This window comes from Methylorubrum suomiense (genome assembly GCF_022179765.1).
GTDB lineage: Bacteria > Pseudomonadota > Alphaproteobacteria > Rhizobiales > Beijerinckiaceae > Methylobacterium > Methylobacterium suomiense.
This window is the reverse complement of sequence record NZ_BPRE01000017.1, coordinates 33,287-56,194: the sequence shown is the minus strand read 5'-3', so window position 1 is coordinate 56,194 and position 22,908 is coordinate 33,287. Positions and strand designations below refer to the sequence as shown.

Annotated in this window: 19 protein-coding genes; 10 read left to right on the top strand and 9 right to left on the bottom strand. The window is 71.0% G+C overall.

Annotated features, from left to right (window positions below; genetic code table 11):
- The first annotated feature begins 10 nt into the window (after window positions 1-10).
- The 9 genes from MFF26_RS21980 (at window position 11) to MFF26_RS21940 (ending at window position 11,445) form a co-directional block, all read left to right on the top strand.
- Complete coding sequence (locus MFF26_RS21980; RefSeq protein ID WP_137828054.1) at window positions 11-1,063, top strand: ABC transporter permease; 1,053 nt, start codon at window positions 11-13, stop codon at window positions 1,061-1,063.
- A gap of 13 nt (window positions 1,064-1,076) precedes the next feature.
- Entirely contained in the window at window positions 1,077-2,012 is a 936-nt protein-coding gene (locus MFF26_RS21975; RefSeq protein ID WP_137828055.1) for an ABC transporter permease, read from the top strand.
- 7 nt (window positions 2,013-2,019) lie between these two features.
- The gene (locus MFF26_RS21970) at window positions 2,020-3,414 is read left to right on the top strand and encodes an 8-oxoguanine deaminase (RefSeq protein ID WP_137828056.1); all 1,395 of its coding nucleotides are present in this window, start codon (window positions 2,020-2,022) and stop codon (window positions 3,412-3,414) included.
- 14 nt (window positions 3,415-3,428) lie between these two features.
- Entirely contained in the window at window positions 3,429-4,304 is an 876-nt protein-coding gene (locus MFF26_RS21965; RefSeq protein ID WP_137828106.1) for an aromatic ring-hydroxylating oxygenase subunit alpha, read from the top strand.
- A gap of 423 nt (window positions 4,305-4,727) precedes the next feature.
- Window positions 4,728-4,853, top strand: a complete 126-nt coding sequence (gene hemP, locus MFF26_RS21960) for a hemin uptake protein HemP (RefSeq protein ID WP_137828057.1) — start codon at window positions 4,728-4,730, stop codon at window positions 4,851-4,853.
- A gap of 14 nt (window positions 4,854-4,867) precedes the next feature.
- Entirely contained in the window at window positions 4,868-5,746 is an 879-nt protein-coding gene (locus MFF26_RS21955) for a heme/hemin ABC transporter substrate-binding protein (RefSeq protein ID WP_137828058.1), read from the top strand.
- On the top strand, window positions 5,739-6,794 hold the full coding sequence (locus tag MFF26_RS21950) for a FecCD family ABC transporter permease (protein ID WP_238308563.1): 1,056 nt from the start codon (window positions 5,739-5,741) through the stop codon (window positions 6,792-6,794). Before MFF26_RS21955 ends, MFF26_RS21950 begins: the two co-directional genes overlap by 8 nt.
- Window positions 6,787-7,599 (top strand): heme ABC transporter ATP-binding protein, encoded by an 813-nt coding sequence (locus MFF26_RS21945; protein ID WP_137828060.1) that lies wholly within the window; start codon window positions 6,787-6,789, stop codon window positions 7,597-7,599. Before MFF26_RS21950 ends, MFF26_RS21945 begins: the two co-directional genes overlap by 8 nt.
- 252 nt (window positions 7,600-7,851) lie before the next feature.
- Window positions 7,852-11,445, top strand: coding sequence for an AsmA family protein (locus MFF26_RS21940; RefSeq protein ID WP_137828061.1), 3,594 nt, complete (start codon window positions 7,852-7,854; stop codon window positions 11,443-11,445).
- A 12-nt stretch (window positions 11,446-11,457) separates the two neighbouring features.
- On the opposite strand, the gene MFF26_RS21935 is transcribed toward MFF26_RS21940, so the two are convergent.
- Window positions 11,458-12,351: a 3'-5' exonuclease gene (locus MFF26_RS21935; protein WP_137828062.1), complete on the bottom strand. Its 894-nt coding sequence runs from the start codon at window positions 12,349-12,351 to the stop codon at window positions 11,458-11,460.
- A gap of 155 nt (window positions 12,352-12,506) precedes the next feature.
- Here MFF26_RS21935 and MFF26_RS21930 point away from each other — a divergent pair, with 155 nt between their 5' ends.
- Window positions 12,507-13,715, top strand: coding sequence for an oxalate decarboxylase family bicupin (locus MFF26_RS21930; protein ID WP_137828063.1), 1,209 nt, complete (start codon window positions 12,507-12,509; stop codon window positions 13,713-13,715).
- Between the two features lie 16 nt (window positions 13,716-13,731).
- On the opposite strand, the gene MFF26_RS21925 is transcribed toward MFF26_RS21930, so the two are convergent.
- From MFF26_RS21925 to MFF26_RS21890, 8 genes are all read right to left on the bottom strand, one after another.
- Window positions 13,732-16,692 (bottom strand): bifunctional [glutamine synthetase] adenylyltransferase/[glutamine synthetase]-adenylyl-L-tyrosine phosphorylase, encoded by a 2,961-nt coding sequence (locus MFF26_RS21925; protein ID WP_137828064.1) that lies wholly within the window; start codon window positions 16,690-16,692, stop codon window positions 13,732-13,734.
- Between the two features lie 70 nt (window positions 16,693-16,762).
- On the bottom strand, window positions 16,763-18,202 hold the full coding sequence (locus tag MFF26_RS21920; RefSeq protein ID WP_137828065.1) for a sensor histidine kinase: 1,440 nt from the start codon (window positions 18,200-18,202) through the stop codon (window positions 16,763-16,765).
- On the bottom strand, window positions 18,199-18,897 hold the full coding sequence (locus MFF26_RS21915) for a winged helix-turn-helix domain-containing protein (protein WP_137828066.1): 699 nt from the start codon (window positions 18,895-18,897) through the stop codon (window positions 18,199-18,201). The genes MFF26_RS21920 and MFF26_RS21915 overlap by 4 nt, the downstream gene beginning before the upstream one ends.
- Window positions 18,898-18,975: 78 nt before the next feature.
- Window positions 18,976-19,485, bottom strand: coding sequence for an OsmC family protein (locus MFF26_RS21910; RefSeq protein ID WP_137828067.1), 510 nt, complete (start codon window positions 19,483-19,485; stop codon window positions 18,976-18,978).
- A gap of 91 nt (window positions 19,486-19,576) precedes the next feature.
- Window positions 19,577-20,356 carry an ABC transporter ATP-binding protein gene (locus tag MFF26_RS21905; protein WP_238308562.1) on the bottom strand — a complete coding sequence of 260 codons (780 nt, stop codon included), beginning with the start codon at window positions 20,354-20,356 and terminating at the stop codon, window positions 19,577-19,579.
- 7 nt (window positions 20,357-20,363) lie between these two features.
- Window positions 20,364-21,203, bottom strand: coding sequence for an ABC transporter permease (locus tag MFF26_RS21900; protein ID WP_137828069.1), 840 nt, complete (start codon window positions 21,201-21,203; stop codon window positions 20,364-20,366).
- 66 nt (window positions 21,204-21,269) lie between these two features.
- Window positions 21,270-21,902 carry a LysE family translocator gene (locus MFF26_RS21895; protein WP_137828070.1) on the bottom strand — a complete coding sequence of 211 codons (633 nt, stop codon included), beginning with the start codon at window positions 21,900-21,902 and terminating at the stop codon, window positions 21,270-21,272.
- Window positions 21,903-21,906: 4 nt separating this feature from the next.
- A complete protein-coding gene (locus MFF26_RS21890; protein WP_238308561.1) occupies window positions 21,907-22,893 on the bottom strand; it encodes an aliphatic sulfonate ABC transporter substrate-binding protein in 987 nt (328 codons plus the stop codon).
- Between the last annotated feature and the right edge of the window lie 15 nt (window positions 22,894-22,908).

Below are 22,908 nucleotides of genomic sequence, written 5' to 3'. Positions count from 1 at the left end.
GGGATTTAGGATGGGTTGGCGCCTGCAGCGGACGCCCTCCGCGCACAGAGCGGCGGCCTTGACCGGCCGGATCCTCGCCATCCTCGCCGCGCTCGCCTGCGCCGGCATCGTCCTGGCGATGACGGGCCGCGCGCCGATCGCGATGGGCGCCGACTTCTGGGACACGGCGACCGGCTCGACCGCCGGACTCGAGGATGTCGGATTGCTCGTCACGCCGCTGATCCTGACGGGGATCGCCGTGGCGCTGACGACGCGGATCGGTCTCTGGAACATCGGCGGCGAGGGGCAATTCGGCATCGGCGCCCTCGCCGCGGCCGCCGTCGGTCTTCATCTCGACGGACCCGAGCCGGTGATGCTGCTCGCCATGGCCGCCGCCGCCGCCGTCGCGGGGGCGCTCTGGATCCTCGTGCCGACGATCGCCCGCGCCTATGCCGGCGTGAACGAACTCATCACCACGTTGCTCCTCAATTTCGTCGCGGCGCTGCTGATCGCCTGGGTCGCCACCGGTCCTTGGCGCGACCGCACCGGCGGCGCCCTCGCGGCCACCCTGCGGGTGCCCTACGAGATGCCGCCTCTCGGCGAGGCGGGGCATTGGGGATTGCCGATCGCGGTCGCGGTTGCGGTCGTGGCGGCGGCGGCCCTGACCTTCACCCGGTTCGGCTACGAGACCCGCGTGGCCGGCGCGAATCCCGGAGCGGCGGTCTATGCGGGCATTCCCGTGCGGGCCCGCATCGTCGCGGTGATGCTGCTGTCGGGCGCGGTGGCGGGAATGGCCGGAATGATCGAACTGGCCGGGACCGCCCATCGGCTTCAGGGCGGCATTTCCAACAATTACGGGTATCTCGGCATCATGGTCGCGGTCCTCGCCCGCGGGTCATGCCTCGCCGTGCTCGCGACCGCCGCGCTGATGGCGACCCTGCTCAATGCCGGCATCATCCTCTCGGCACAGGGGCTCAACACCAGCGCCGTGCTCGCGGTCACCGGGCTGATCCTGTTCTTCACGGCGATCGGCGACGAACTGGCCCACTACAAGCTCGTGCGTCGACCGGCGCCGACCGGCTGAGGGAGCGCGCGCCATGGAGATCGTCACCGGCATCCTGGCCACCGCAGTGCTCGCGGGCGGCGTGCTGGCGCTCGCCGCCCTCGGGGAGGTGCTGGCCGAGCGGGTCGGCGTCGTCAATCTCGGCGTCGAGGGGCTGATGGCCTTGGGCGCCTTGACCGGCATCGCCACCGTCTCGGCGACCGCGAGTCCGACGCTCGGCTTCGTCGCGGCGCTCGGCGTCGGCTTCCTGTTCGGCTGCCTGTTCGCGCTCGCGACCGTGCTTCTGCGCGCCGACCAGGTCCTGTGCGGCCTGGCGCTCACGCTGCTCGGCACGGGCCTCGCCGCGACGGCCGGGCGCCCCTATGCCGGCTCGCCCGCGAAGGCCACGTTCGAGCCGGTGCCAATTCCTTACCTGAGCGAGCTGCCGGTCGTGGGGTCGGCGCTGTTCTCCCAGAATTGGCTCGTCTACCTGATCTATTTCATCCTCCCGATCGCCATCCATTGGCTGATGTTCAAGACGCGCCACGGCCTAAATATGCGGGCGGTCGGCGAGAACCCTGCGGCTGCGGATGCCTCCGGTATTCCGGTCACGGCCATCCGCTTCTGGTACGTGGCGTTGGGGGCGAGCCTCGCCGGGGGCGCGGGCGCCTACCTGACGCTCGCCTTCGTTCCGTCCTGGTCGGAGGGCGTGGTCGCGGGCCGCGGCTGGATCGCGGTGGCGCTCGTGATCTTCGCGGGTTACCGCCCGCTCACGGCGGTGGCCGCCGCACTGGTCTTCGGCGTCATCACGGCTTTGGGCTTCGTCGGCCAAGCCCGCGGCTGGCCGGTGGCGCCCGCGATCCTGTCGATGCTGCCCTATCTCGGCACCATCGCCTTCATCATCCTGCCCGTGGTCGCGTGGCGGCGGCTCAAGCCGTTCTTCGCCGAGCCTGCGGCGCTCGCGCGGCCCTATCACCGCGACGTGCGCTGAGATTTCGATGCCGACGCTGCTCGTCCGAAACATCGCCCTTCTCGCGACCTTCGACGATGGCGGTCGCGAGATCGCCGACGGGGCGATCCTCGTGCGTGACAACGTGATCGAGGCGGTCGGCACGACGGCGGAACTGGCCGGACGACAGGCGGACCGGATCATCGATCTGTTTGGTCACCTCGTCATGCCGGGCATGATCAACACCCACCATCACATGTACCAGAACCTCACCCGGGTCATGGTACAGGACGACACGCTGTTCACCTGGCTCACCACGCTCTACCCCATCTGGGCGCGCCTCGACGACGCCGCGATCGCGGTCTCGGCCAAGGTGGCGATGGCCGAATTGATCGCCTCGGGCTGCACCACGAGTTCGGACCACCTCTACATCGCCCCCAACGACGTCACGCTCGATTCCACGATCCGCGCCGCGGGGGAGATCGGCCTGCGCTTCCATGCGGCGCGGGGCGCGATGTCCCGCGGTCAGAGCCAGGGCGGTTTGCCGCCCGATTCCTGCGTCGAGCGCGAGGAGGCGATCCTCAAGGACGCCGAGCGGCTGATCCACACGCATCACGATACGCGCCGCCACGCGATGACGCGGATCGTGATCGCGCCCTGCTCGCCCTTCTCGGTGACGCCGGGGCTGATGCGGGAAGCCGCGCAGCTGGCCCGCGCCCACGATGTCCATCTCCACGCCCATCTGGCCGAGGATCTCGACGAGGAGGCGTGGTGCGAGGCCGCTTTCGGCATGCGGCCCGTGGCGTTCGCGGAATCGGTCGGCTGGCTCGGCCCCGACGTCTGGTTTGCCCACGCCATCTTCCTCGACGCCGCCGAGATCGCGCAGTTCGCCCGGACCGGCACGGGCATGACGCATTGCCCCTCCGCCAATATGCGCTGCGGCCAGGGCATCGCCCGGATTCGCGAAATGCTTGATGCGGGCGTGACATGCGGGCTCGGCGTCGACGGCTCGGCCTCGAACGACACCTCGAACCTGTTCCTCGAAGCGCGCCTCGCCCAACTCCTCCAGCGCGTAGCGCCGACGCGCTACGGCTCGGAGAAACCCGGTGGGCGCGGCGGCTTCGGCGGCTCGCCGGGCGCGCTCTCGGCCCGCGAAGCGCTGACGATGGCGACCCGCGGCGGCGCGCGCCTGCTCGGGCGCGACGATGTCGGCCACCTCGGACCGGGCATGAGCGCCGATTTCATCACGGTCAAGCTCGACCAGCTCGGGCTGTCCGGCACCCAGCGCGACCCCCTCGCCGCGATGGTGATGTGCGGCCCGTTCCGGGTCTCCCACTCGTTCATCGACGGTCGTCAGATCATCGCGGACGGGGCCTTCTGCAGCCTCGACGTCGAGGCGTTGCTGGCCGAGCACGCCGCCACGATGCGGCGAATCTGGCAATGACGGAGGAGATCGCCATGGCGACCGGCTCGGATCTCGAACCCGCGGTGCGGGACGATTGGTACGTCGTCGGCGCCCTGACCGAGCTCGACCGGGGCTGTTGGACCACGCGGCTCCTCGGACAGAACGTCGTCGTGGAAGCGGGCGCGGAGGGCGCGCCGCCGAATGTGCGCGATGCAAGCGGGCGGGGCCTGCCCGTGCGTGAACTCTATGGTTGCGTCTGGACGAGCCTCGGAGCGCCGCGGGGCGAGCCGCCTCCGATCCCGGAGGCCGACGAGCCGGACCGGCGACACGTTGTCTGCGGCGCCGTCTCGGTGCGCGCCTCCGGCCTGCGCCTGGTCGAGAATTTCCTCGACATGGCGCATTTCCCCTTCGTCCATACCGACATCCTCGGCGCCGAGCCGCACACCGAGGTTGCGCAGTACACGAGCGAGATTCGGCGCGACGTCGACGAGGTCTGGGCGACGAATTGCACGTTCTTCCAGCCGCAGGCGGCAGTCTCGGCGACCGGGGGCCTGCTGACCCGCTACGAGTACCGCGTCGCCGCGCCCTACGTCACGATGCTCTACAAGACTTGCCCCAATGCGGCGAACCGCTGGGACGTGATCTGCCTGTTCGTCCAGCCGCTCGATCCGGGCCGCTCGCGGGCCCATCCCGTGATGTTCCTCATCGATGAAGCCTCGCGCGACGCCGACCTCCTGGCCTTCCAGCAGATGATCTTCCTGCAGGATCGCATCATCCTCGAGAATCAGCGGCCCGTCCTCCTGCCGTTGGAGCCGCGGGCCGAAATCCCGACGCGGGCCGATTCGTCGTCGGTCGCCTACCGGCGCTGGTTGAAGGAGAAGGGCGTTCGCTACGGCACGACGGCGCGCATCGCGACGTCGGCGGCGTAACGGCCACCGCACACTCCTTCCAGCGAAAGCGATAGCGGGCCGGCGTACACGGCGACGGGCTCAATCGAGAGGGGGCGGATCCGCCGGGGTGCATTCTACGTCTCACCGACGGCTGCAAGTGGTGAGGCTGGACCGACTCGAAGCGTCGCCCGCTGAAGCTGCCGGTGACCCTCGTCGGACTAGGCTGTGCGGCGGCCATGACCGATGGGGTTCCCTCGTGCAGCGGAGCGCCGTCAAGCTTGTCCCCGGCCACAATTGCGCCTACGCCTGATCAGCCCATGATCACAACAGATTTGATTTTTGGAATGATAATAAATCCGAAAATAGCTGCGTTCGCCAATGCCTGAAATATCGGGGAATGATCCTGTCTCGATCATCGATCTCCGTCTCACTGCGGCAGGATCGAGCCGAGAAACCGAACCGATGATCGAACCCAGAATCGCGTCGGATGCGCTCATGCAGGGGCGGCGCGAGATCGTGATCGTCCATGACGGGTCGAGCTACCGCCTCCGCATCACGAGCAACAACAAGCTGATCCTCACCAAATGACTGCTGATCCCTCCATGCCCGCCGTTTCGCGTCGTTCGATCCTTGGCGCCCTCGCCGGCTTCGGCCTCGGCGCGGCGATCCGACCGACCCGTGCCGCGGCCTCGGCCACGCGCATCGCCTCCCTCGGCGGAGCCGTCACCGAAATCCTCTGGCGCCTCGGTGCGGGCCCGCGGATCGCGATCGTCGACACGACCAGCGTCTATCCGGCCGAAGCTTTGCGCGAGAAGCCGAATGCCGGCTATCTCCGCGCATTGTCGGCGGAGGGCCTCCTCTCGGTCGGTCCGGACCTCGTGCTCGCGGCCGAGGGCGCGGGGCCGCCCGCGGTCCTCGATCAGATCCGAGAAGCCGGCATTCCGGTCGCGATCATCACCGATCCGCCGACGGCGGAAGGGGTGCTGCACAAAATCCGGACGATCGGCCAGCAGGTCGGACTCGAGGCGGCAGCCGAATCCTTGTGCCGAACGGTCGAGGCCGAATTCGCCGCCCTATCCCAACGGCGCGCCCGGATCGCACGGCCGGCACGCGCCCTCGTCGTGCTCTCCCTCGCCAACGGGCGCGTCATGGCCGGCGGTCGCGACAGTACGGCGGACGGCATCCTCGCCCTGGCCGGTCTTCACAACGCCGCCGAGGGCCTCAGCGGCTTCAAGCCGATCACCGACGAGGCCATCATCGCCGCGGCGCCCGACGCGGTGATCGTGATGGCGAATGGGGGGCACGCCCTCGCCGCGGACACGGTGTTCGCCGCCGGCACGGCGCTCGCGCAGACGCCCGCTGCCGCCAGAAGCTGCCTCGTCGCCATGGATGGCCTCGCCCTCCTCGGCTTCGGCCCACGCACGCCGGAGACGGCGACCGCTCTGATGCGGGCGGTCTATCCGGACCTGCCCCGTGACTGAGGATCGCGGGAGGGCGGTCTCGGTCTTCGCCGGGCTCGGCCTGCTCGTCTCGGCAATCCTTCTGCTTTCCCTCGGCCTCGGCGCGATCTCCATCCCGCCGATGCGCATCCTCGACATCCTGGGGGGCGGATCGGGGTCGTCCGATCCGACCTGGGCCCGGGACGCCCTCGTCGTCCTCAACCTGCGCTTGCCGCGGACCCTGCTCGGCCTGATGGTCGGTGCTGGGCTCGCCGTCTCCGGTGCCCTCATGCAGGGGCTGTTCCGCAATCCCCTCGCGGATCCGGCCTTGGTCGGCGTCTCGGCCGGAGCGGGTCTTGCCGCGGCGGCGGTGATTGTCCTCGGCGACCGCGTCCTGGCCGCCCTGAGCATCCCCGGATCGATGCCCTATCTCGCGCTGCCGGCGGCGGCCTTCCTCGGCGGCCTCGCCACGACCTACGGCCTCTACCGTGTCGCCACCCGGTCCGGGCGTATCTCCGTGGCGACGATGCTGCTCGCCGGCATCGCCCTCGCGGCTTTGACCGGGGCCCTAACCGGGCTTCTCGTCTTCGCCAGCAATGATCGGCAATTGCGCGATCTGACCTTCTGGTCGCTCGGCAGCCTGTCCGGCGCCACTTGGACCAAGGTGGCGACCAGCGCCCCGGCGATCCTGCCGATTCTCTTGACGGTTCCGTTCCTCGGCCGCGGTCTCAACGCCCTGGTTCTCGGCGAGGCGGAGGCGTTCCACCTCGGGATCGCCGTGGAGCGGCTGAAGCGGATCGTAATCGTGCTGGTCGCCCTCGCGGTCGGGGCGGGAGTTGCGGCGGCGGGGGTGATCGGCTTCGTCGGTCTCGTCGTCCCGCACGTGCTGCGCCTGCTGATCGGTCCGGAGCATCGGCGCCTGCTGCCGGCCTGCGCCCTCCTCGGCGGTGCGCTGCTGGTTCTGGCGGACATCATCGCCCGCCTCGTGGTCGCGCCGGCCGAATTGCCGATCGGCATCGTCACCGCGATCGTCGGAGCGCCCGTCTTCCTGTGGCTGCTGCTGGGCCGGGGCGCGCTGGCCGATGCCTGAATGCCTTCGCGCCGACGGTCTCGCCTACGCGGTGGCGGGGCGCCACCTTGTGGAAGACATTGATCTGACGATCGAGCCGGGCCGGATCCACGCCATCGTCGGGCCCAACGGCGCCGGGAAATCCACCCTGCTGCGGCTGCTGAGCGGCGAGCTGACGCCGAGCCGCGGCGGCGTCCGCTACGGAGGCGAGCCGATCGGCGCGATCCCGCCCTGGCGGCTCGCGGTGATGCGGGCGGTGATGCCGCAGGCCCAGAGGCTCGCCTTTCCCTTCTCCGCCGCCCAGCTCGCACGGATCGGCCTCGACGGCATCGGCCGCGGCCTCAGCCGGCGCGCGCGGGACGCTATCGTCGATGACAGTCTCCGCCGGGCCGATGCGGATCATCTCGCGCATCAGGCCTATCCGACGCTCTCGGGCGGCGAGCAGGCGCGGGTCCAGTTCGCCCGGGCGCTGTGCCAGCTTGCCGCTGGCCGGACGCTGGCCATGCAGCAGGTGCTGTTCCTCGACGAGCCGACCGCGAGCCTCGATCTGCGTCACCAGACGGCACTTCTCGATGTCGCCGCCGAACTGGCCGCGACCGGTACGGCGATCGTCGCGATCCTGCACGATCTCAACCTCGCCGCGGCCTATGCCGATACCCTGGTGGTGATGCAGGCGGGCCGGATCGTCGCGCGGGGCACGCCCGCCACGGTGATGCGCGACGAACTCGTCGCCGCGGTGTTCGGCGTTCCCTGGCGCGTCGGACAGGTGCAAGAGGGCGGGCGTCCGTTCATCCTGCCGCGGAAAACAGCATCCGCCCGATCATGAGATAGGGCATCTCGGATCGAAGCTGCGCCTGCATCCATCGTCCGATAGAAGCGCCGTCGAGGCGAGAGCAGGCAGAACCCAAAGAGCGACCGGGCCGAGAGACAACTGTTGCCTAACATCGCCATCGCCGAGCTTGAGATGCGAGCCTCGCACCGCCTGTGCTATGGCCGCCCGTGAGGTTGTGCCGTCGCTCCGGCGGTGCGCCTCGATCGGATGCGCCTGGGCTGTGCAGGCGAGGCGAAAGCGAAATCGGTGCGTGACCTCCTGACCGCGCTCGCGGGCGCCGTCGTGCTGATCCTCGTGGCGGCGCTCGCCGTGCCGCCCTTCATCGACTGGTCGGGCCAGCGCGCGCTGATCGACCGGGCGATCGCGCAATCCCTCGGCACACCGGCTTCCAGCGCAGGCGCGATCGATCTGCGGCTCCTGCCCTCCCCGCATCTCCGCCTCGACCAATTGCGCCTCGGTGCCGAGGACGGACCATCCCTCGAAGCCCGGCAGGTCGATGCGGAAATCGCCCTCTCGCCCCTGCTCAAGAGCGAGGTGCGCTTCACGCGCACGTCCATCGAACGGGCCCGCGTCACCCTGCCGGTGGCCGACGACGCCCTGCTTCTGCCGCGCGGCGGCGAGACGCCGCGCCGGGACGTGGTCATCGAGGCGCTCACCGTCCGTCACCTCTCCGTCGCGACGTGGCGCGACGGCGCGGAGCCGAGCGAGATCTGGGCCGCCGATGACGTGCGGCTGCGCGCCCCCAACTTGGCCGGGCCGTGGCTCGCCGAGGGGATGGTGGCGGGAAGCCCATTTCACCTCGCCACCGGCGTCGTGACGTCGGATGGCACGCTCAATCTGAAGTTCACCGGCGGCGGCGACACGCTGCCGCGACTCGAGGCCGATGCCCGCCTCACCTTCAAGCCGGAGGCCGTCGAGGGGGGGGCGCAGGCCCGCCGCGGCCTCGTGCCCGAAGCCGAGGGCTCGGCGAAGCTCACCGTCGGTCCTCCGGTCCAGGCGGCGGGCGATTACCTCCCGTTGACGCTTGCCGGAAAGTTCGAGGCGCGCGGCACGGTCGTGAACGCCAAGAGCGTGGAACTCGAACTCGATCCGGGCGGCAAGGCGGCGCGCCTGTCGGGCACCGGTCGGATCGATTGGCGGGCGGCCCGCGCCGGGCTGGACCTGCGCACCCGCCGTCTCGACCTCGACGGGCTGCTGCTGACGCCGGGCGGCCGGGCGCTGCTGTCGCGAGGCGCGGGCGGCCTCGCCCCTTCGCTGCCGATGATGCTCGACCTCGATCTCAAGGCCGAGAGCGTGGCGCTCGGTCTCGAAATTTGGTCCGACGTGGCGTTCCGCGGCACGTTCGATCGATCCGGCGGATTGGTGCTGCGCCGCTTCTCGGGGCTGGCTCCGGGCGCCGCCACCGTCTCGGCGACCGGAGAGATCGATCTCTCCGCCTCGGCCCGCTTCACCGGCCATCTCGACATCGCCGCGCGCAACTCCGAGGGTCTCGGGCGCTATCTCGGGCGGCTCGGCGCGGAGGATGCCGTCGCCTCGCTGCTCGACGGGCGGGCGCTCGACCTCGGGGCCGACCTGTCCTCCACCGCTACCGACCTGTCCCTGCGCAATCTGCGCTTGGCGCTGGGCCCGGTGCGGGTCACGGGCAACGCCGCCTACACCCGCCCGCAGGCCGGACGGCGCGGTCGGCTGGAGGCGCAGATCGCGGCCAACGGCATCGATATCGCCGAACTGCCCCCGGCCAGCCGTCTGATGGAAAGCCTCGACCGGCACGACCTCGGCCTGACGCTCAGCGCCCGCGACGTCCGCTACGGCGCCTCGGGTGGGGCGGGCGGCACCATCATGGTGCGGCTGCAATCCGATGGGGCGAGCCTCGTCGTCGACAGCCTGGAGATTGCCGATCTCGCCGGGGCCAGCGCCAAGCTCGCCGGCCGCATCGCCCCGGACGGTTCGGGCAAGATCGAGGGCCGGGTCTCCGCACCCAAGGCTGCCCCCCTCCTGGCGCTGCTGGAACGCGGCTTCCTGGCGGAGGCGCGGCTGGTGCCCCGCGCCTTCCGCGAGGCCGGGCTCGATCTCGATCTGACGCTCGAGCGGGAATCCGGCGAGGCCGATGCCTTGCGCGCCCAGGCCCGCGGCAAAGCCGGCGGCGGCGAGATCGAGGCTTCGGCTCTGATCCGGGCCGGACGGATCGACAATCTCGCCGCCCGGCTCGACGTGGCCCGGGCCGGCCTCTGGTTCGGTCGCGACGACCTCGCCGCGTTGCGCCAACCCGCCCGCCTGCGCTTGTCCGGCACGCGGTCGCCCGGGGCGGAGACGACTCGGCCGAACGAGGAGCGCCTCGCGCTGGAGGTGGCGCCGGTCATGGCGCCGGTCGTGGCACCCCTGGCCCTCACGATCGAGGGAGCGTTTCCGGGCCTGAGCCTCGCCTCGCAAAAGCCGATTCTGCTCGATGTGTCCGGTCGCCCCCCGCTCTCGGGGGAGGTCCGAATCGAAGGCACCGACCTCACGCCCTATCTAGCCCTGACCGGTGCAGCGGTGTCCGGCGCCGGACCCTTACCCGCTTCGGGCACCCTTGCCCTGTCGCGTCGGGGCGAGGCGCTGCATCTCGATCTGACGGGTCAGGCCGCCGGATCCGACATCACCGCTGCCCTCGACCGCCATCAGGATGGGGCGGTGACGGGCGCGGTGTCCCTCGGACGGCTTTCCCTGCCGGCCCTGACCACCGCCCTGATCCTGCCCACGGACCCCCGGGGCACCCGGTTCGCCCCGGCGCCGGATCTGCCGCGGGCCAATCTCGATCTCAAGATCGGCCGACTGGATCTTGGCCGCGGATATGTCGCCGAGGCGGCGGCCTTCCGGTTGCTCCGCGAGGGCGATGCCCTTCGCATCGGCGACCTCACCGCCGGCCTCGGCGGCGGGCGGATCGGCGCGAGCGTGACGGTGACGCGGCCGGCCGGTGCCGCCTCGGTCTCGGGGGAAGCCACGCTGTCGGACGTGAACCTCGCCCAGATCGTCGAGGGCGGACGCCTCGCCGCGACATTGTCCGGGGGATTGCGCTTCAGCGCCTCCGGCCCGAACCCCGCTGCGCTCACCGACGATCTCTCCGGCAATGGCGACATCCGGCTTTCACAGATCCGCCTGCCCGAGGCCGATCCTGCCGCCCTCGACCGGGCGCTCGTCCGGGCACTGGCCGAGGACGATCCCCTGCGCGACGGCCGCCCCCAGGCGCTCGTCTCGGAAGAGTTCTCCGCCGCACCGCTCGTCGCCAAGGGACCGGCGACCGCCGCCGTCACTCTGGTCGGCGGCATGCTGCGTTCCGCCCCGTTCGGGCTCGATCTCGGACCCGCCCGCTGGAACGGCACCTTCGGGGTCGATCTGCGCAGCGGAAGCCTCGACGCCAAGGGAATTCTCACCAGCCTGTCGGCGCCGAAGGGCTGGTCCGGTGCGCCGCCTGCCGTCCAGCTCGGCTTTTCCGGTCCGCTCGGCGCTCCCGAGCGCCGCGTCGATGCCGCCCCGTTGACGACGGGCCTCGCCGCCCTGGTGCTCCAGCGCGAGCTCGAGAAGATCGAGCTGTTCGATGCCGACCAGGCCGAGCGCCAACGCCGCCGCGCCCGCATCGAGATGGACCGCGCGCGGGCCGCGGCCGAGGAGGCGGCGCGTCTGGCGCGTATCAAGGCGCAGCAGGCCGCCGAGGAGGCCGCCCGGCGTCAGCGCGAGGCCGAGGATACGGCGCGCCGCCAGCGCGAGGTGGAGGATTTGGCCCGTCGCGCCCGACAGGACGCGGAGCCGTCACCGGAGACTCCCGCGCCCCTCGACATCACGCCGCCGGGCGTGCGGCCGTAGGCGTCGGCGGCCTCACGCCGCCGCCGCGCCCTTGATCCGCACCGGGCCGACCGTCGCATCCCCGATGCGCAGGCGCAGGCGCTCCACGTCCTCGGGATTGTTTGAGATCAGGTCGGTGATGTCCCCGTCGACCAGCGCGTCGACGTGGCGGCAGCGGCGACGATGGGTGCCCGCCGGGCAGGAGCAGCGCAGATAGGGTCCGCCCGCGCTCTCCTCGAACACCACCACGTAGCGGTTGCCGGTGCTGCCGCGCAGGGAGAAGCGTAGATCCGCCGCCGCGACCGGGGGCGTGACGCCCGCCACCCGCAGCGCCCGGGCCGAGGTCGAGCGGACGAGGTCGCGGCGGGGCGCGTTGATGGCGCGGATCGGGGTGAGGCCGAGACCGCGGACGAGGTCGGGCACATCGCGGGCGCCGGTCTCGCGCACGGCGGCGAGGGCGATCTCGGCGCAGGCAAAGGCGTCCTCGCCCGCATCATGGTGCTCGAAACGGATGCCGAGGCGGCCCGCGACCTTCGACAGCCCACAGCCGGCCGGATCCGGAAAGATGCGCCGGGCGATCTGCAGCGTGCAATGGCCGGTCAGGGTCGGCACCGGCTCGCCGTAGGCGCCGAGCGAGGCAGCCAGCACGCCCATGTCGAAGCCGGCATTGTGGGCGAGCACGAGGCCGCCCGCGAGATCGGGCAGGAACGGCGCCATCGCCTCCGGGAAGGTCGGCGCGTCGCGGACGTCGGCGGGCAGGATCCCGTGGATGCGGATGTTGCCCGGGGAGAACCGCATCTGCGGCGGCCGGATCAGCCGCGATTCCCGCCGCACGACGCGACCGCCCTCGATCCAGGCGAGCCCGACCGCACAGGCGCTGTCGCGCCGCTCGTTGGCGGTCTCGAAGTCGATCGCGACGACGTTCATCGCGGGAGATTAGGGGCCGAGGCGGGGCGCCCGCAAGATATGGGCGTGCAACCATCGTCGTGGGCAGCCTGCGCCGGATGTCGTGATCGGCCCCCGTCGATCCGGCGGCGGTCCGCGCCGTTACCCCGGACCACAGGGTTCATCCGGGGACCGCCATGACCGATGTTTCACGCCGCAGCCTCATCGCCGCCGCCGGTGGGGTCGCCAGCGGAATCGCGTGGAAAGCCGGCGGCGCACGGGCCGCCGAGAGCTCGAAAGGTGCCGACATCCTCGGCCCGCGCAACCCGTCCCGCGAGGCGCAGGAGCCGTTCACCCTCCACCCGCCGCAGACCGATCACGGCACCATGCCGAACCTGAAATGGTCGTTCGCCGACAGTCATATGCGGCTGGAGGATGGCGGTTGGGCCCGGCAGACCACCATCCGCGAACTCCCGATCTCCAAGGCCATGGCCGGCGTGAACATGCGGCTCAAGGCCAATGCGGTGCGCGAGATGCACTGGCACAAGGAGGCGGAGTGGGCCTACATGATCAAGGGTCGGGCCCGCATCACCGCCATCGACCCGGCGGGACGGACCTTCGCCGACGATGTCGGCGAGGGCGACCTCTGGTACTTCCCCAGCGGTATCCCGCATTCGATCCAGGGTCTGGAGAGCGAGATCGACGGCTGCGAGTTCCTGCTCGTGTTCGATGACGGCGGCTTCTCCGAGGATTCGACCTTTCTCATCAGCGACTGGCTGGCGCATACGCCCCGCGACGTCATCGCCAAGAATCTCGGGTTGCCGGAGAGCGCCCTCGCCGGCCTGCCGGAGAAGGAACTCTACATCTTCCCCGGGCCGAAGCCGGGACCGCTGGCGGAGGACCGGATGGGTGGGGCCGGCCCGGTGCCGCAAAAGTTCAGCCATCGCATGCTGGCGCAGGAGCCGATCCGCAGCCGCGGTGGAACGGTACGGATCACCGATTCTTCGGTCTTTCCGGCCTCCGCGACCATTGCGGCGGCCTTGGTGGAACTGGAACCGGGGGGCCTGCGCGAGCTGCACTGGCACCCCAACGGCGACGAGTGGCAATACTACCTCTCGGGCCAGGGGCGGATGACCGTGTTCGGCTCCGAAGCGAAGGCCCGAACCTTCGACTATCGCGGCGGCGACGTCGGCTACGTGCCCTTCGCCATGGGCCACTACATCGAGAACACCGGCACCGAACCGCTGGTCTTCCTCGAGATGTTCAAGAGTCCGCGCTACGCCGATCTCTCCCTGCGGCAATGGATGGCGCTGACGCCGCACGCCTTGGTGCAGGCCCATACCCGGATCGACCGCGCCTCGATCGACGGCCTGCCCACGGACAAGTCACCGGTCCTGCCAGGCTGACACTCCCGCCTTCGTCTCACCCCGGCCTGCCGAGGCGACGGTCGAAGATGGCGCGGACCTCGAGCCGCTCGGCCTCCAGCTGAGCCGCGAGGGCCTTCGCGTCGGGAAGGTTGGCCGCGCGGGCGAGGCGCGCCATCGCCACGGGGGAGGCTTGGGTCGGATCGCCCTCGACCATCAGGCGCTGCCAGTGATGCACGTCGTCGAGAAGGCGGTAGGCGCGGCCCAACGCCTCCGCCTCGCCGCCCTCGAGCAGGCCGGCTTGCGCCGCCCGCTTGAACAGGGCGGGGGCGTCGAGGCCGATCAGATCGGGATGGTCGTGGGCATGGGCGAGCACCAGGGCTTGGCCCAGGAAATCGAGATCGAGCAGGCCGCCGGGAGTGAGCTTCAGATCGAGGGGGCCGTGATCGCCCTTCTCGCGCTCCACGGTGGCGCGCATGTCGCGCACGGCACGATAGACGCTCTGCGCGTCGCGGGGGCGGCGCAGGGCTTCGTCGATCACCGCCGCGGCATCCGCGGCAAGCGTGGCGTCGCCCGCGATCACCCGGGCACGGGTGAGCGCCATGTGCTCCCACAGCTCCGCCTCCTCGCTCTGATAGGCTTTGAAGCTGCGGAATTGCGTCGCCGTCGCGCCCTGGCCGCCGCCGGGCCGCAGGCGGAGATCGACCTCGTAGAGCAGGCCGCGCCGGGTCGGGGCCGTCAAGGCGGCGACCAGGCGCTGCGTCAGCCGATTATAGGCCACCGCCGCGTCCAGGGGCTTGGGGCCGGCGCTGGTGCGGTCGTCCGGGTCGAAATCGTAGAGCACGACGAGATCGAGATCGGACTCCGCCGTCAGCTGTCGGCTGCCGAGGCGGCCATAGCCGATGACGACGATCCGCCCCCCCGGCACCGCGCCGTGCTCCGCGAGGAACTTCGCCGCGACCGTTTCCAAAGCCGTGGCGATCGCCGCGTCGGCAATGGCCGAGAAGGCCTCGCCCGCGCCCTGGGGTGTCAGGATGCCGGAGAGAAGCCGGGCACCGGCCACGAAGCGAAGCTGACGCGCCGCATCGCGGCTGCGGTCGAGAAAGATCTCGTGGTCGTCCGGGCGGCCGAGCAACGCCCGGTAATGGGCGGCGATGCCGGCGGGATCGATGACGGGATCGCCGAAATCCGGGTCGATCACCGCGTCGAGCACGTGTGGGCTGAAGGCGACGGTGCCGGCGAGCCGCGGCGCGCTGCCCAGGAGGTCGGCGAAGAGCAGCCGCAGCCGCTCATGCTCGCGCAGGATGGTGAGGAGTTCGACGGCCGCCGGCATGCGGCCGAAGGCCCGGTCGAGATTGGCCAGAGCCGCATCCGGATCCGGCGTGCCGGACAAGGCCTTCAGAAGCGCGGGCACGAGTTCCGTGAGCACCTCGCGGGCGCGGGGGCTGCGCACCGCGGCGCGGCGGCCGAAATGCCAGCCGCGCACGGTCTCGGCCACCGTCTCCGGTTCGCGGAAGCCGAGGCTGCGCAAGGTCGCCAGGGTTGCCGGATCGTCGGCCGCGCCGCTGAAGACAAGGTCGCCCACCTCCGACGACAGGTCGGGGGCCGCCTCGAACAGCAGGGCGTAATGGGCCTGGACCCGCCGCGCATGACCGAGCAGGGCGGCCTCGAAGGCGGGCCGGTCGGGAAATCCGGCGAAGCGGGCAAAGGCGTCGAGCTCGGCCGGATCGGTCGGCAGGCGCTGGGTCTGCTCGTCGCGCACCATCTGGAGCCGGTGTTCGATGGTCCGCAGGAAGGTGTAGGCCGCTCCGAGTTCGTCGCGCGCCTCCTGCGAGATCCAGCCATCGTCGTGGAGGCGCGCCAGCATCGGGACGGTGGAGCACCCGCGCAGGATCGGGCGCCGTCCGCCGAAGACGAGCTGCTGGGTCTGCACGAAGAACTCGATCTCGCGGATGCCGCCGCGCCCGAGCTTGATGTCGTGACCGGCGACGGCGAGCGCCTCGTGGCCGCGCACGGCGTGGATCTGGCGCTTCATCGCGTGCACGTCGGCGATCGCCGCGAAGTCGAAATACTTGCGCCAGATGAAGGGCGTCAGTTCGGCCAGGAACTGTTCGCCCGCCGGGATGTCGCCGGCGATCGGCCGGGCCTTGATGAAGGCCGCCCGCTCCCAGTTCTGCCCGGTCGTCTCGTAATAGACATAGGCCGAGGCGAGGCTGAGCGCCGTCGGCGTCGAGCCGGGATCGGGGCGGAGCCGGTAATCGACCCGGTGGACATAGCCGTCGCGGGTCCGCTCCTGCAGGAGCTTGGCCGCGCCCTGCGCGAGGCGGGTGAAGAACGGCGTCGGCTCCAGACCCTCCTTGAGCGGCGCGATCTCGGGATCGAAGAAGACGATCAGGTCGATATCGCTGGAGTAATTGAGCTCCCGCCCGCCGAGCTTGCCGAGGCCGAGCACCACGAGACCGGAGCCGGCCTGCGGGTTCTCACGGTCGGCCGGGTGGAACCGTCCGGAGGCGGCGGCCTGGAACAGGAGCGCGTCGAAGGCCGCCGTGACTGAGGCATCGGCGAAGTCCGAGAGCGCCGCGGTGATCCGTTCCAGCGGCCACGCCCCGCCGATATCCGCGAGCGCCACCAGAAGCGCGTGCTCGGCCCGGTTCCGGCGCAGGATCTCGCTGACCGCTTCGAGATCGGGCGCTGCGCCGTCCTGTCCGCGTCCTGCAATCCGCTGCTCCCGGAGGATGCGTGCATCGGATTCCTCGGGCGGCGTCCGAAGCAGTCGGGCGAGGCGGTCGGGGTCGCGGGCGGCGAGCGACCACAGGAACGGCGAGTGCTCGGCCAGGGCCAGCATGAGACCGCGCGCCGGCCCGTCGCGGAGTTCGGCCGGCAGGGCCTCGGCCACCTCAGCGAGGCGCGCCTCGGCCGCCACCGGATCGGAGAGCGGCGGCATCGGCCCGAGGCACTGGATCCACGGAGCGCGGCTGCCATCGCGCTGGGCAATCTGCCCGTTTTCTGGCCTGCTCATATCGGTCCGCCGCGCCCGTGCCCGCCGCCGCCTCGCGGCCCTGCCCATCAAGCGCGCAATGCGAGTGCCTTCAAGGGGCAGAGGCGTCGGCACCCGGCAGCATCAGGGTGACGGCGAGGCCGGGGGCGTTGTCGCTCAGCGTCAGGCTGCCGCCGTGGAGACGCGCCACCGCGTTGACGAGGCTGAGCCCCAGGCCGAAGCCGGGACGGGAGCGGGCCGCGTCGAGGCGAACGAAGCGGTCGAGGACGCGGGCGCGTTCGGCCTCGGGTACGCCCGGTCCCTGATCGGCGACGCGCAGAGCCACCGCCTCGCCCGCTCGGCGCGCCGAGACGGTGATCTCCGGTCCGCCGGACACGCCGTACTTGATCGCGTTGTCGATGAGGTTGGCCAGGGCCTGCCCGACCAGCTCGCGATTGCCCCTCAGCGGCAGGTTCGGCGCGACGTCGAGGGCGATGTGCAGGCCCCGCTCCTCGGCCAGGGGCTCGTAGAGTTCGGCCATCTCCCGCGCCACCTCGCCGGCGTCGAAGGATGTGCCGGCCGCGTCCGGGGTGTTGCCGGCCTCCAGGCGGGCGATGGTGAGGAGCGCGTTGAAGACGCGGATCAGCCCATCGCCGTCCTCCACGATCCCCTCGATCGCGGCCCTGAGCGCCTCCGGGGTCTCGGCCGTGCGCAGGGCTTCGTCGGCCCGATTGCGCAGGCGGGTGAGCGGGGTCTTCAGATCGTGGGCGATGTTGTCGGAGACCTCGCGCATGCCCCGCATCAATTCGCCGATGCGTTCCAGCATGAGGTTGAGGTTCTGGGCGAGGCGGTCGAGTTCGTCGCCGCTGCCCGAGACGCGGAGGCGGCCGTCGAGGTCTCCGGCCATGATGGTGCGGGTCGTCTCGGTCATGTCGTCGACGCGCTTGAGCACCCGGCTCGCCACGAACCAGCCGCCGACGACCCCGAGCACCAGAACCAGGGCGAGCGACGAGCCGAAGGTGTTGCCGATGGCGTCGCGGAGGCGGTCGCGCTCCTCGGTGTCGCGGCCGACCAGCAGGCGGAAGCCGCCGGCCAGGGTGTAGACCCGCATGATCGCCCGGTGCTCCGCATGGGCGGATTCCGAGCCGCGACCGTAGGGGCCGTCATACTGGCCGGGTGTCGACAGGATGCCGCTCGGCACCCGATTGACGTTCCCGACGATCTGCTCGCCGGCAGGCGTGGTGACGAGGTAGAGCGAGGCGCCGGGCTCCTTGGCCCGGCGCTCCACCACGGCGATGAGGCGGCGCAGGCCCCCGGCCGTGTACTGCTCCGACAGACCGTTGATCTCGGCCTCGATGGTCGAAACGATCTGATCGTCGAGGACGCGGCGGGCGTTCCAGGCGACGTAGCCCAGCCCGATGCTCGCCAGCAGCGCGAACAGGACGAGATAGGCGAGCGACAGCTTGAAGGCCGTCGTGCGCAGCACCTTCTGCAACCGGGCGCGCAGGCCCTCGCTGGGTCGGGCGTTGGGCCGATCGACGGGCCCGGTCACGACCCGCCGGGCTCCTCCGTCCGCACGACGTAGCCGGCACCGCGCACGGTGTGGATCATCGGCCGGTCGAAGCCGCGGTCGATCTTTCCCCGCAGGCGCGAGACGTGGACGTCGATGACGTTGGTCTGCGGGTCGAAATGGTAGTCCCAGACATTCTCCAGCAGCATCGTGCGGGTCACGACCTGGCCGGCATAACGCATCAGGTATTCGAGCAGGCGGAACTCGCGGGGCTGAAGCAGGATCTCGCGCCCGCCCCGGCTGACCCGGTGGGAGAGCCGATCCAGTTCGAGATCGCCGACCCGGTAGGCGGTGGGCTCGGCCGCACCCGCGGGACCGGCCTGGCGGCGGGCCAGCACTTCGGTGCGGGCGAGCAGCTCCGAGAAGGCATAGGGCTTCGGGAGATAATCGTCGCCGCCCGCGCGCAGCCCCTTCACCCGGTCGTCGACCTGGCCGAGAGCGGAGAGGATCAGCACCGGCGTCGCGATGCCCTGCTCGCGCAGCGACCGCACGAGGGACAGCCCGTCGAGCTTCGGCAGCATCCGATCGACGATCAGCACGTCGTAGGCGCCCTCGCGGGCGAGCGCGTAGCCGTCGAGGCCGTCAGCGGCCTGATCGACCGTGTGCCCGGCCTCGCGAAAGGCCTTGGCGAGATAGGCGGCGGCCTCGCGGTCGTCCTCGATGATGAGCAGGCGCATCGGGCTTCGGTCGATCAAGCTGGGGTGCCGGGGCCGAACGAGGCCCGACCCGGCACCCTTCGATGTAAGGCGGCCGCCTCAGGAGCGGGAGGCGCCGACGGTCAGTTCCGGCTTGTGGTTGAGCGTCTGGAACACGACGCAGTAGCGCTCGGTGAGCTTGAGCAGCTGGTCGAGCTTCTCCTGCGGGGCGTCGGTGTCGAGGTCGAACCGGAGGCGGATCGCCCGGAAGCCGACCGGGGCCTCCTTATCGACGCCGAGCGTACCGCGGAAATCGAGGTCGCCCTCGGCGCTGACGGTGCCGGCCCGCAGCGGGATCTCGAGGGCGGTGGCGACCGCCTTCACGGTCACGCCCGCACAGGCCACGAGGGCCTCGAGCAGCATGTCGCCCGAGCACAGTTCGGCGCCCGAGCCGCCGGTCGCCGGATGCAGGCCCGCCACGGCCAGCGCCCGACCGGTCTCCACCTTGCAGGCGATGCTGGTGTCGTCGAGGGCGCCGCGCGCCTTGAGGGTGATGACCGCGGAATCCGGGTTCTCGCGGTACTGGCCCTTCAGCGGGGCCTGGAGAGCGCGCAGGGCGTTGGCGTCCATGGGGTTCCTCCGATCGTTCTTGGCGTTCTGATCGCGGCGATGACGCTGCCGCTTAACGGGTTTTGCGCCCGTGCGACAGTCGCGCGACGGCTCAGAACGAGCTGCCGCCGGCCAGTTCCGGCGCGCGCGAGGCTTCGCGCGGGCGCAGCGACCGGTCGAGCGCACCGAGGATCTTCCGGGTGGCGGCCTCGCTCGTCGGGGCGGCCGGGTCGCGCGGGCGGCGCAGGTCGAGGGCGATGCTCTCGTCGAGCCGGCCCGGTTTCGGTCGCATCACGATGGCCCGGTCGGCCAACGCCACCGCCTCCGCCACGTCGTGGGTGACGATCAGGACCGTCGGCCGCACCTCCTCCCACAGGGCGAGGAGGTGACGGTGCAGATCCTTACGAGTGAAGGCGTCGAGGGCCGAGAACGGCTCGTCGAGGAGCAGCACCCGGGGATTGGCCACGAAGGCGCGGGCGATGGAGACCCGCTGCTGCTGACCGCCGGACAATTCCCGCGGCCAGCGCCCGGCATGCTCGGCAAGGCCGACCCGTTCGAGGGCGTGGGCGACCCGCTCCGCCCGCTCGCGGCGGGGCAGGTCGCCGATGCCGAAACCGACATTGCCGGCCACGTCGAGCCAGGGCAGCAGGCGCGACTCCTGGAAGACGAGGCCGACGCCGGGATGGGGGCCGGTGATCGGCTCGCCGTCGAGCGCGATCGATCCGGCGCTCGGGCGGTCGAGGCCGGCGATGAGGCGCAGCAACGTCGTCTTGCCGCAGCCGGAGCCGCCGATGAGGGCGACGATCTCGGCATTGGGCACGGCGAGATCGATCCCGGCGAGGGCGCGGGTGCCGTCGGCATAGGTCTTGGAGAGGCTTTGGAGGTTCAGCATCGGGTCCTCACAGCGTCTCCCGCGCGGTGTCCTGCCAGCGCACCAGCGGGGTGGTGAGCGCCACGAGGGCCGTGTCGGCGAGCTTGCCGACGATGGCGAAGCAGATGATCGCCGCCAGGATCTGGTCGGGCTTGCTGAATTGCTGGCCGTCGACCAGCAGGTAGCCGAGTCCCTCCGAGGCGCCCATCAGCTCGGCGGCGACCACGAACAGGAAGCCGAGGCCGAGCCCGGTGCGCAGCGCCGTGAGCGTGGCGGGCAGGACGGCGGGCAGGAGAATGCGCCGGGCGAGGGCGAGCTTCGACAGGCGGAAGATGCGCCCGACCTCGATCAGCTTGCGATCGACCGAGGCGATGGCGCCGGCGACGCCGACATAGACGGGAAAGAAGACCCCGACGGCGATCAGCGCCACCTTCGGCGTCTCCAGGATGCCGAACCAGAGGATGAACAGCGGCACCCAGGCGAGCGAGGGCACGGCGCGCAGGGCCTGGAGGCTGGGATCGACCAGCCACCGCAGGGCCGGCAGGGTCGCGGTCAGCGTACCGATCAGGATGCCGGCACCGGCGCCGAACGCGAAGCCGAGCCCGACGCGGATCAGCGTCGCCTCGACATGCATCCAGAGTTCGCCGGAGGCCGCGAGCGACCAGAGAGCGGCGCCGATCCGGCTCGGCGGCGGCAGCAGGCGCCCGGTCGCGAGGCCGCTCGCCACGGCAATCTCCCAAGCACCGGCCAGGATCACGGGCAGCAGCAAGCCGAGCGCGGCGCGCCCTCCCCCGCCCAAGAGGGCGGCGCGACGGGGCGATGCCGTATCGGCCGGGGCGGTGTCGGGCAGGACGGTGGAACCGCTCATGGGAGTCTGTCGGGGCGGACGAACATCGGGGCGGCCTATAGCATCGACAGCGCGCCGCGAAACGACTCAGCGCCGCGCGTCGGTTGCCATGCGCAGGGCGAGGCCCGCCAGCACGGTTCCGAGAAGCCAGCGCTGCGCCAGGAGCCAGAGCGGGCGTCCGGCAAGGAAGGCGGCGACGCTGCCGGCGGCCAGCACGATCCCGGCATTGACCGCGAGGCTCACCGCGATCTGTGCCGCCCCGAGCGCCAGGGACTGGACCAGCACCCCTCCCCGCTCCGGGTCGAGGAATTGCGGCAGCAGCGAGAGATACATTACCGCGATCTTCGGGTTCAGCAGATTGGTCAGGAACCCCATCGCGAACAGCCGGCCCGGCCCGTCGGGACTCAGCCGGCGCGGCGCGAAGGGGGAGGTTCCGCCCGGCCGTACCGCCTGCCACGCGAGGAACAGCAGGTAGGCGGCGCCGGCGAAGCGCAGCGCGTCGTAGGCCACGGGCACCGCGACGAGGAGCGCGGTGATGCCGAGGGCGGCGCAGAGGAGGTAGACGAGGAAACCCGCCAGCACGCCGAGCAGGGAGACGAGCCCGGCCGCACGCCCCTGAACGAGCGTGCGCGAGACGAGATAGACCATGTTCGGGCCCGGCGTCAGCACCATCCCGAGCGCGATCAGGGCGAAGGCGGTCAGGTGGGTGAGGTCGGGCATCGCTTCAGCGCCCCGGGGCGGGATTGAACTGCGGGTCGATCAGCGCATCGACCGCCGCCGTCACATCGGTGCCGGCCGGGACGACGCCGGCCTGTTGCAGGGCGAGGCCCGCCGCCTTGATGCTCTCCGCCTGGGCCGGACCGACCGCGGGCTGGCTCAGGTCGGTGCGCTCGATCTGCTTGGCGATGACGGCATCGGGAAGCTTCGTGGCGTTGACGAGCGCGCTCTTGAGGGCGTCGGGATTGGCCAGGGCGAAGGTGCGGGCCTGCTCGTAGGCGGCGATCACCGTCTTCACCAGATCGGGATGCTCCTTGAGGAAGTCCTCGCGCACGTCGAGCACGCCCCAGGTGTTGGCGGCGGCATCGCGATGGAACAGCACGGCGCCGCCCTCGATCTCGGAGGCCGCCATCATCGGGTCGAGGCCCGCCCAGGCATCGACATCGCCGCGCTCCAGCGCCGTACGTCCGTCGGCGTGCTGGAGCAGGACGAGCTTGGCGTCCTTCTCGGTGAGGCCGGCGCTCTGAAGCGCACGGATCAGGAAGATGTGCGGGTCGGTTCCGCGGGTGACGGCGACGCGCTTGCCCTTGAGGTCGGCGGGCTTGGCGATGCCCGTGTCCTTGCGGGTCACGAGGGCGGTCCATTCCGGCCGGGAGAAGGCGTAGACCACCTTGATCGGATTGCCGTTGATGCGCGCCAGCAGGGCCGCCGCTCCCGCCGAGGAGCCGATATCGATGGCCCCTCCGTTGAGGAATTCGAGCGCCTTGTTGGAGCCGAGCGACTGGGTCCAGCGCACCTTGATGCCACGGGGCTTCAGGGCCTCCTCGAGGAAGCCCTTCTCCTTCAGGACGAGGCTGACCGGGTTGTAGGTCGCCCAATCGAGGCGGATCTCGGCCGGATCCGCCGCTTGCGCCGCCGGAACCGCCAGCGTCCCTGCGAGCGCGCCGGAGAGGACGGACAGAAGCGCGGTCAGAAGGGTGCGGCGGTGCATCATGCGGCTCTCTCCATG

Excerpts from the sequence above, each read along its gene's own strand:
- MFF26_RS21980 (WP_137828054.1), top strand. The coding sequence starts at position 11 with ATGGGTTGGCGCCTGCAGCGGACGCCCTCCGCGCACAGAGCGGCGGCC.
- MFF26_RS21975 (WP_137828055.1), top strand. The coding sequence starts at position 1,077 with ATGGAGATCGTCACCGGCATCCTGGCCACCGCAGTGCTCGCGGGCGGC.
- MFF26_RS21970 (WP_137828056.1), top strand. The coding sequence starts at position 2,020 with ATGCCGACGCTGCTCGTCCGAAACATCGCCCTTCTCGCGACCTTCGAC.
- MFF26_RS21965 (WP_137828106.1), top strand. The coding sequence starts at position 3,429 with ATGGCGACCGGCTCGGATCTCGAACCCGCGGTGCGGGACGATTGGTAC.
- hemP (WP_137828057.1), top strand. The coding sequence starts at position 4,728 with ATGATCGAACCCAGAATCGCGTCGGATGCGCTCATGCAGGGGCGGCGC.
- MFF26_RS21955 (WP_137828058.1), top strand. The coding sequence starts at position 4,868 with ATGCCCGCCGTTTCGCGTCGTTCGATCCTTGGCGCCCTCGCCGGCTTC.
- MFF26_RS21945 (WP_137828060.1), top strand. The coding sequence starts at position 6,787 with ATGCCTGAATGCCTTCGCGCCGACGGTCTCGCCTACGCGGTGGCGGGG.
- MFF26_RS21935 (WP_137828062.1), bottom strand. The coding sequence starts at position 12,351 with ATGAACGTCGTCGCGATCGACTTCGAGACCGCCAACGAGCGGCGCGAC.
- MFF26_RS21930 (WP_137828063.1), top strand. The coding sequence starts at position 12,507 with ATGACCGATGTTTCACGCCGCAGCCTCATCGCCGCCGCCGGTGGGGTC.
- MFF26_RS21925 (WP_137828064.1), bottom strand. The coding sequence starts at position 16,692 with ATGAGCAGGCCAGAAAACGGGCAGATTGCCCAGCGCGATGGCAGCCGC.
- MFF26_RS21915 (WP_137828066.1), bottom strand. The coding sequence starts at position 18,897 with ATGCGCCTGCTCATCATCGAGGACGACCGCGAGGCCGCCGCCTATCTC.
- MFF26_RS21910 (WP_137828067.1), bottom strand. The coding sequence starts at position 19,485 with ATGGACGCCAACGCCCTGCGCGCTCTCCAGGCCCCGCTGAAGGGCCAG.
- MFF26_RS21905 (WP_238308562.1), bottom strand. The coding sequence starts at position 20,356 with ATGCTGAACCTCCAAAGCCTCTCCAAGACCTATGCCGACGGCACCCGC.
- MFF26_RS21900 (WP_137828069.1), bottom strand. The coding sequence starts at position 21,203 with ATGAGCGGTTCCACCGTCCTGCCCGACACCGCCCCGGCCGATACGGCA.
- MFF26_RS21895 (WP_137828070.1), bottom strand. The coding sequence starts at position 21,902 with ATGCCCGACCTCACCCACCTGACCGCCTTCGCCCTGATCGCGCTCGGG.
- MFF26_RS21890 (WP_238308561.1), bottom strand. The coding sequence starts at position 22,893 with ATGATGCACCGCCGCACCCTTCTGACCGCGCTTCTGTCCGTCCTCTCC.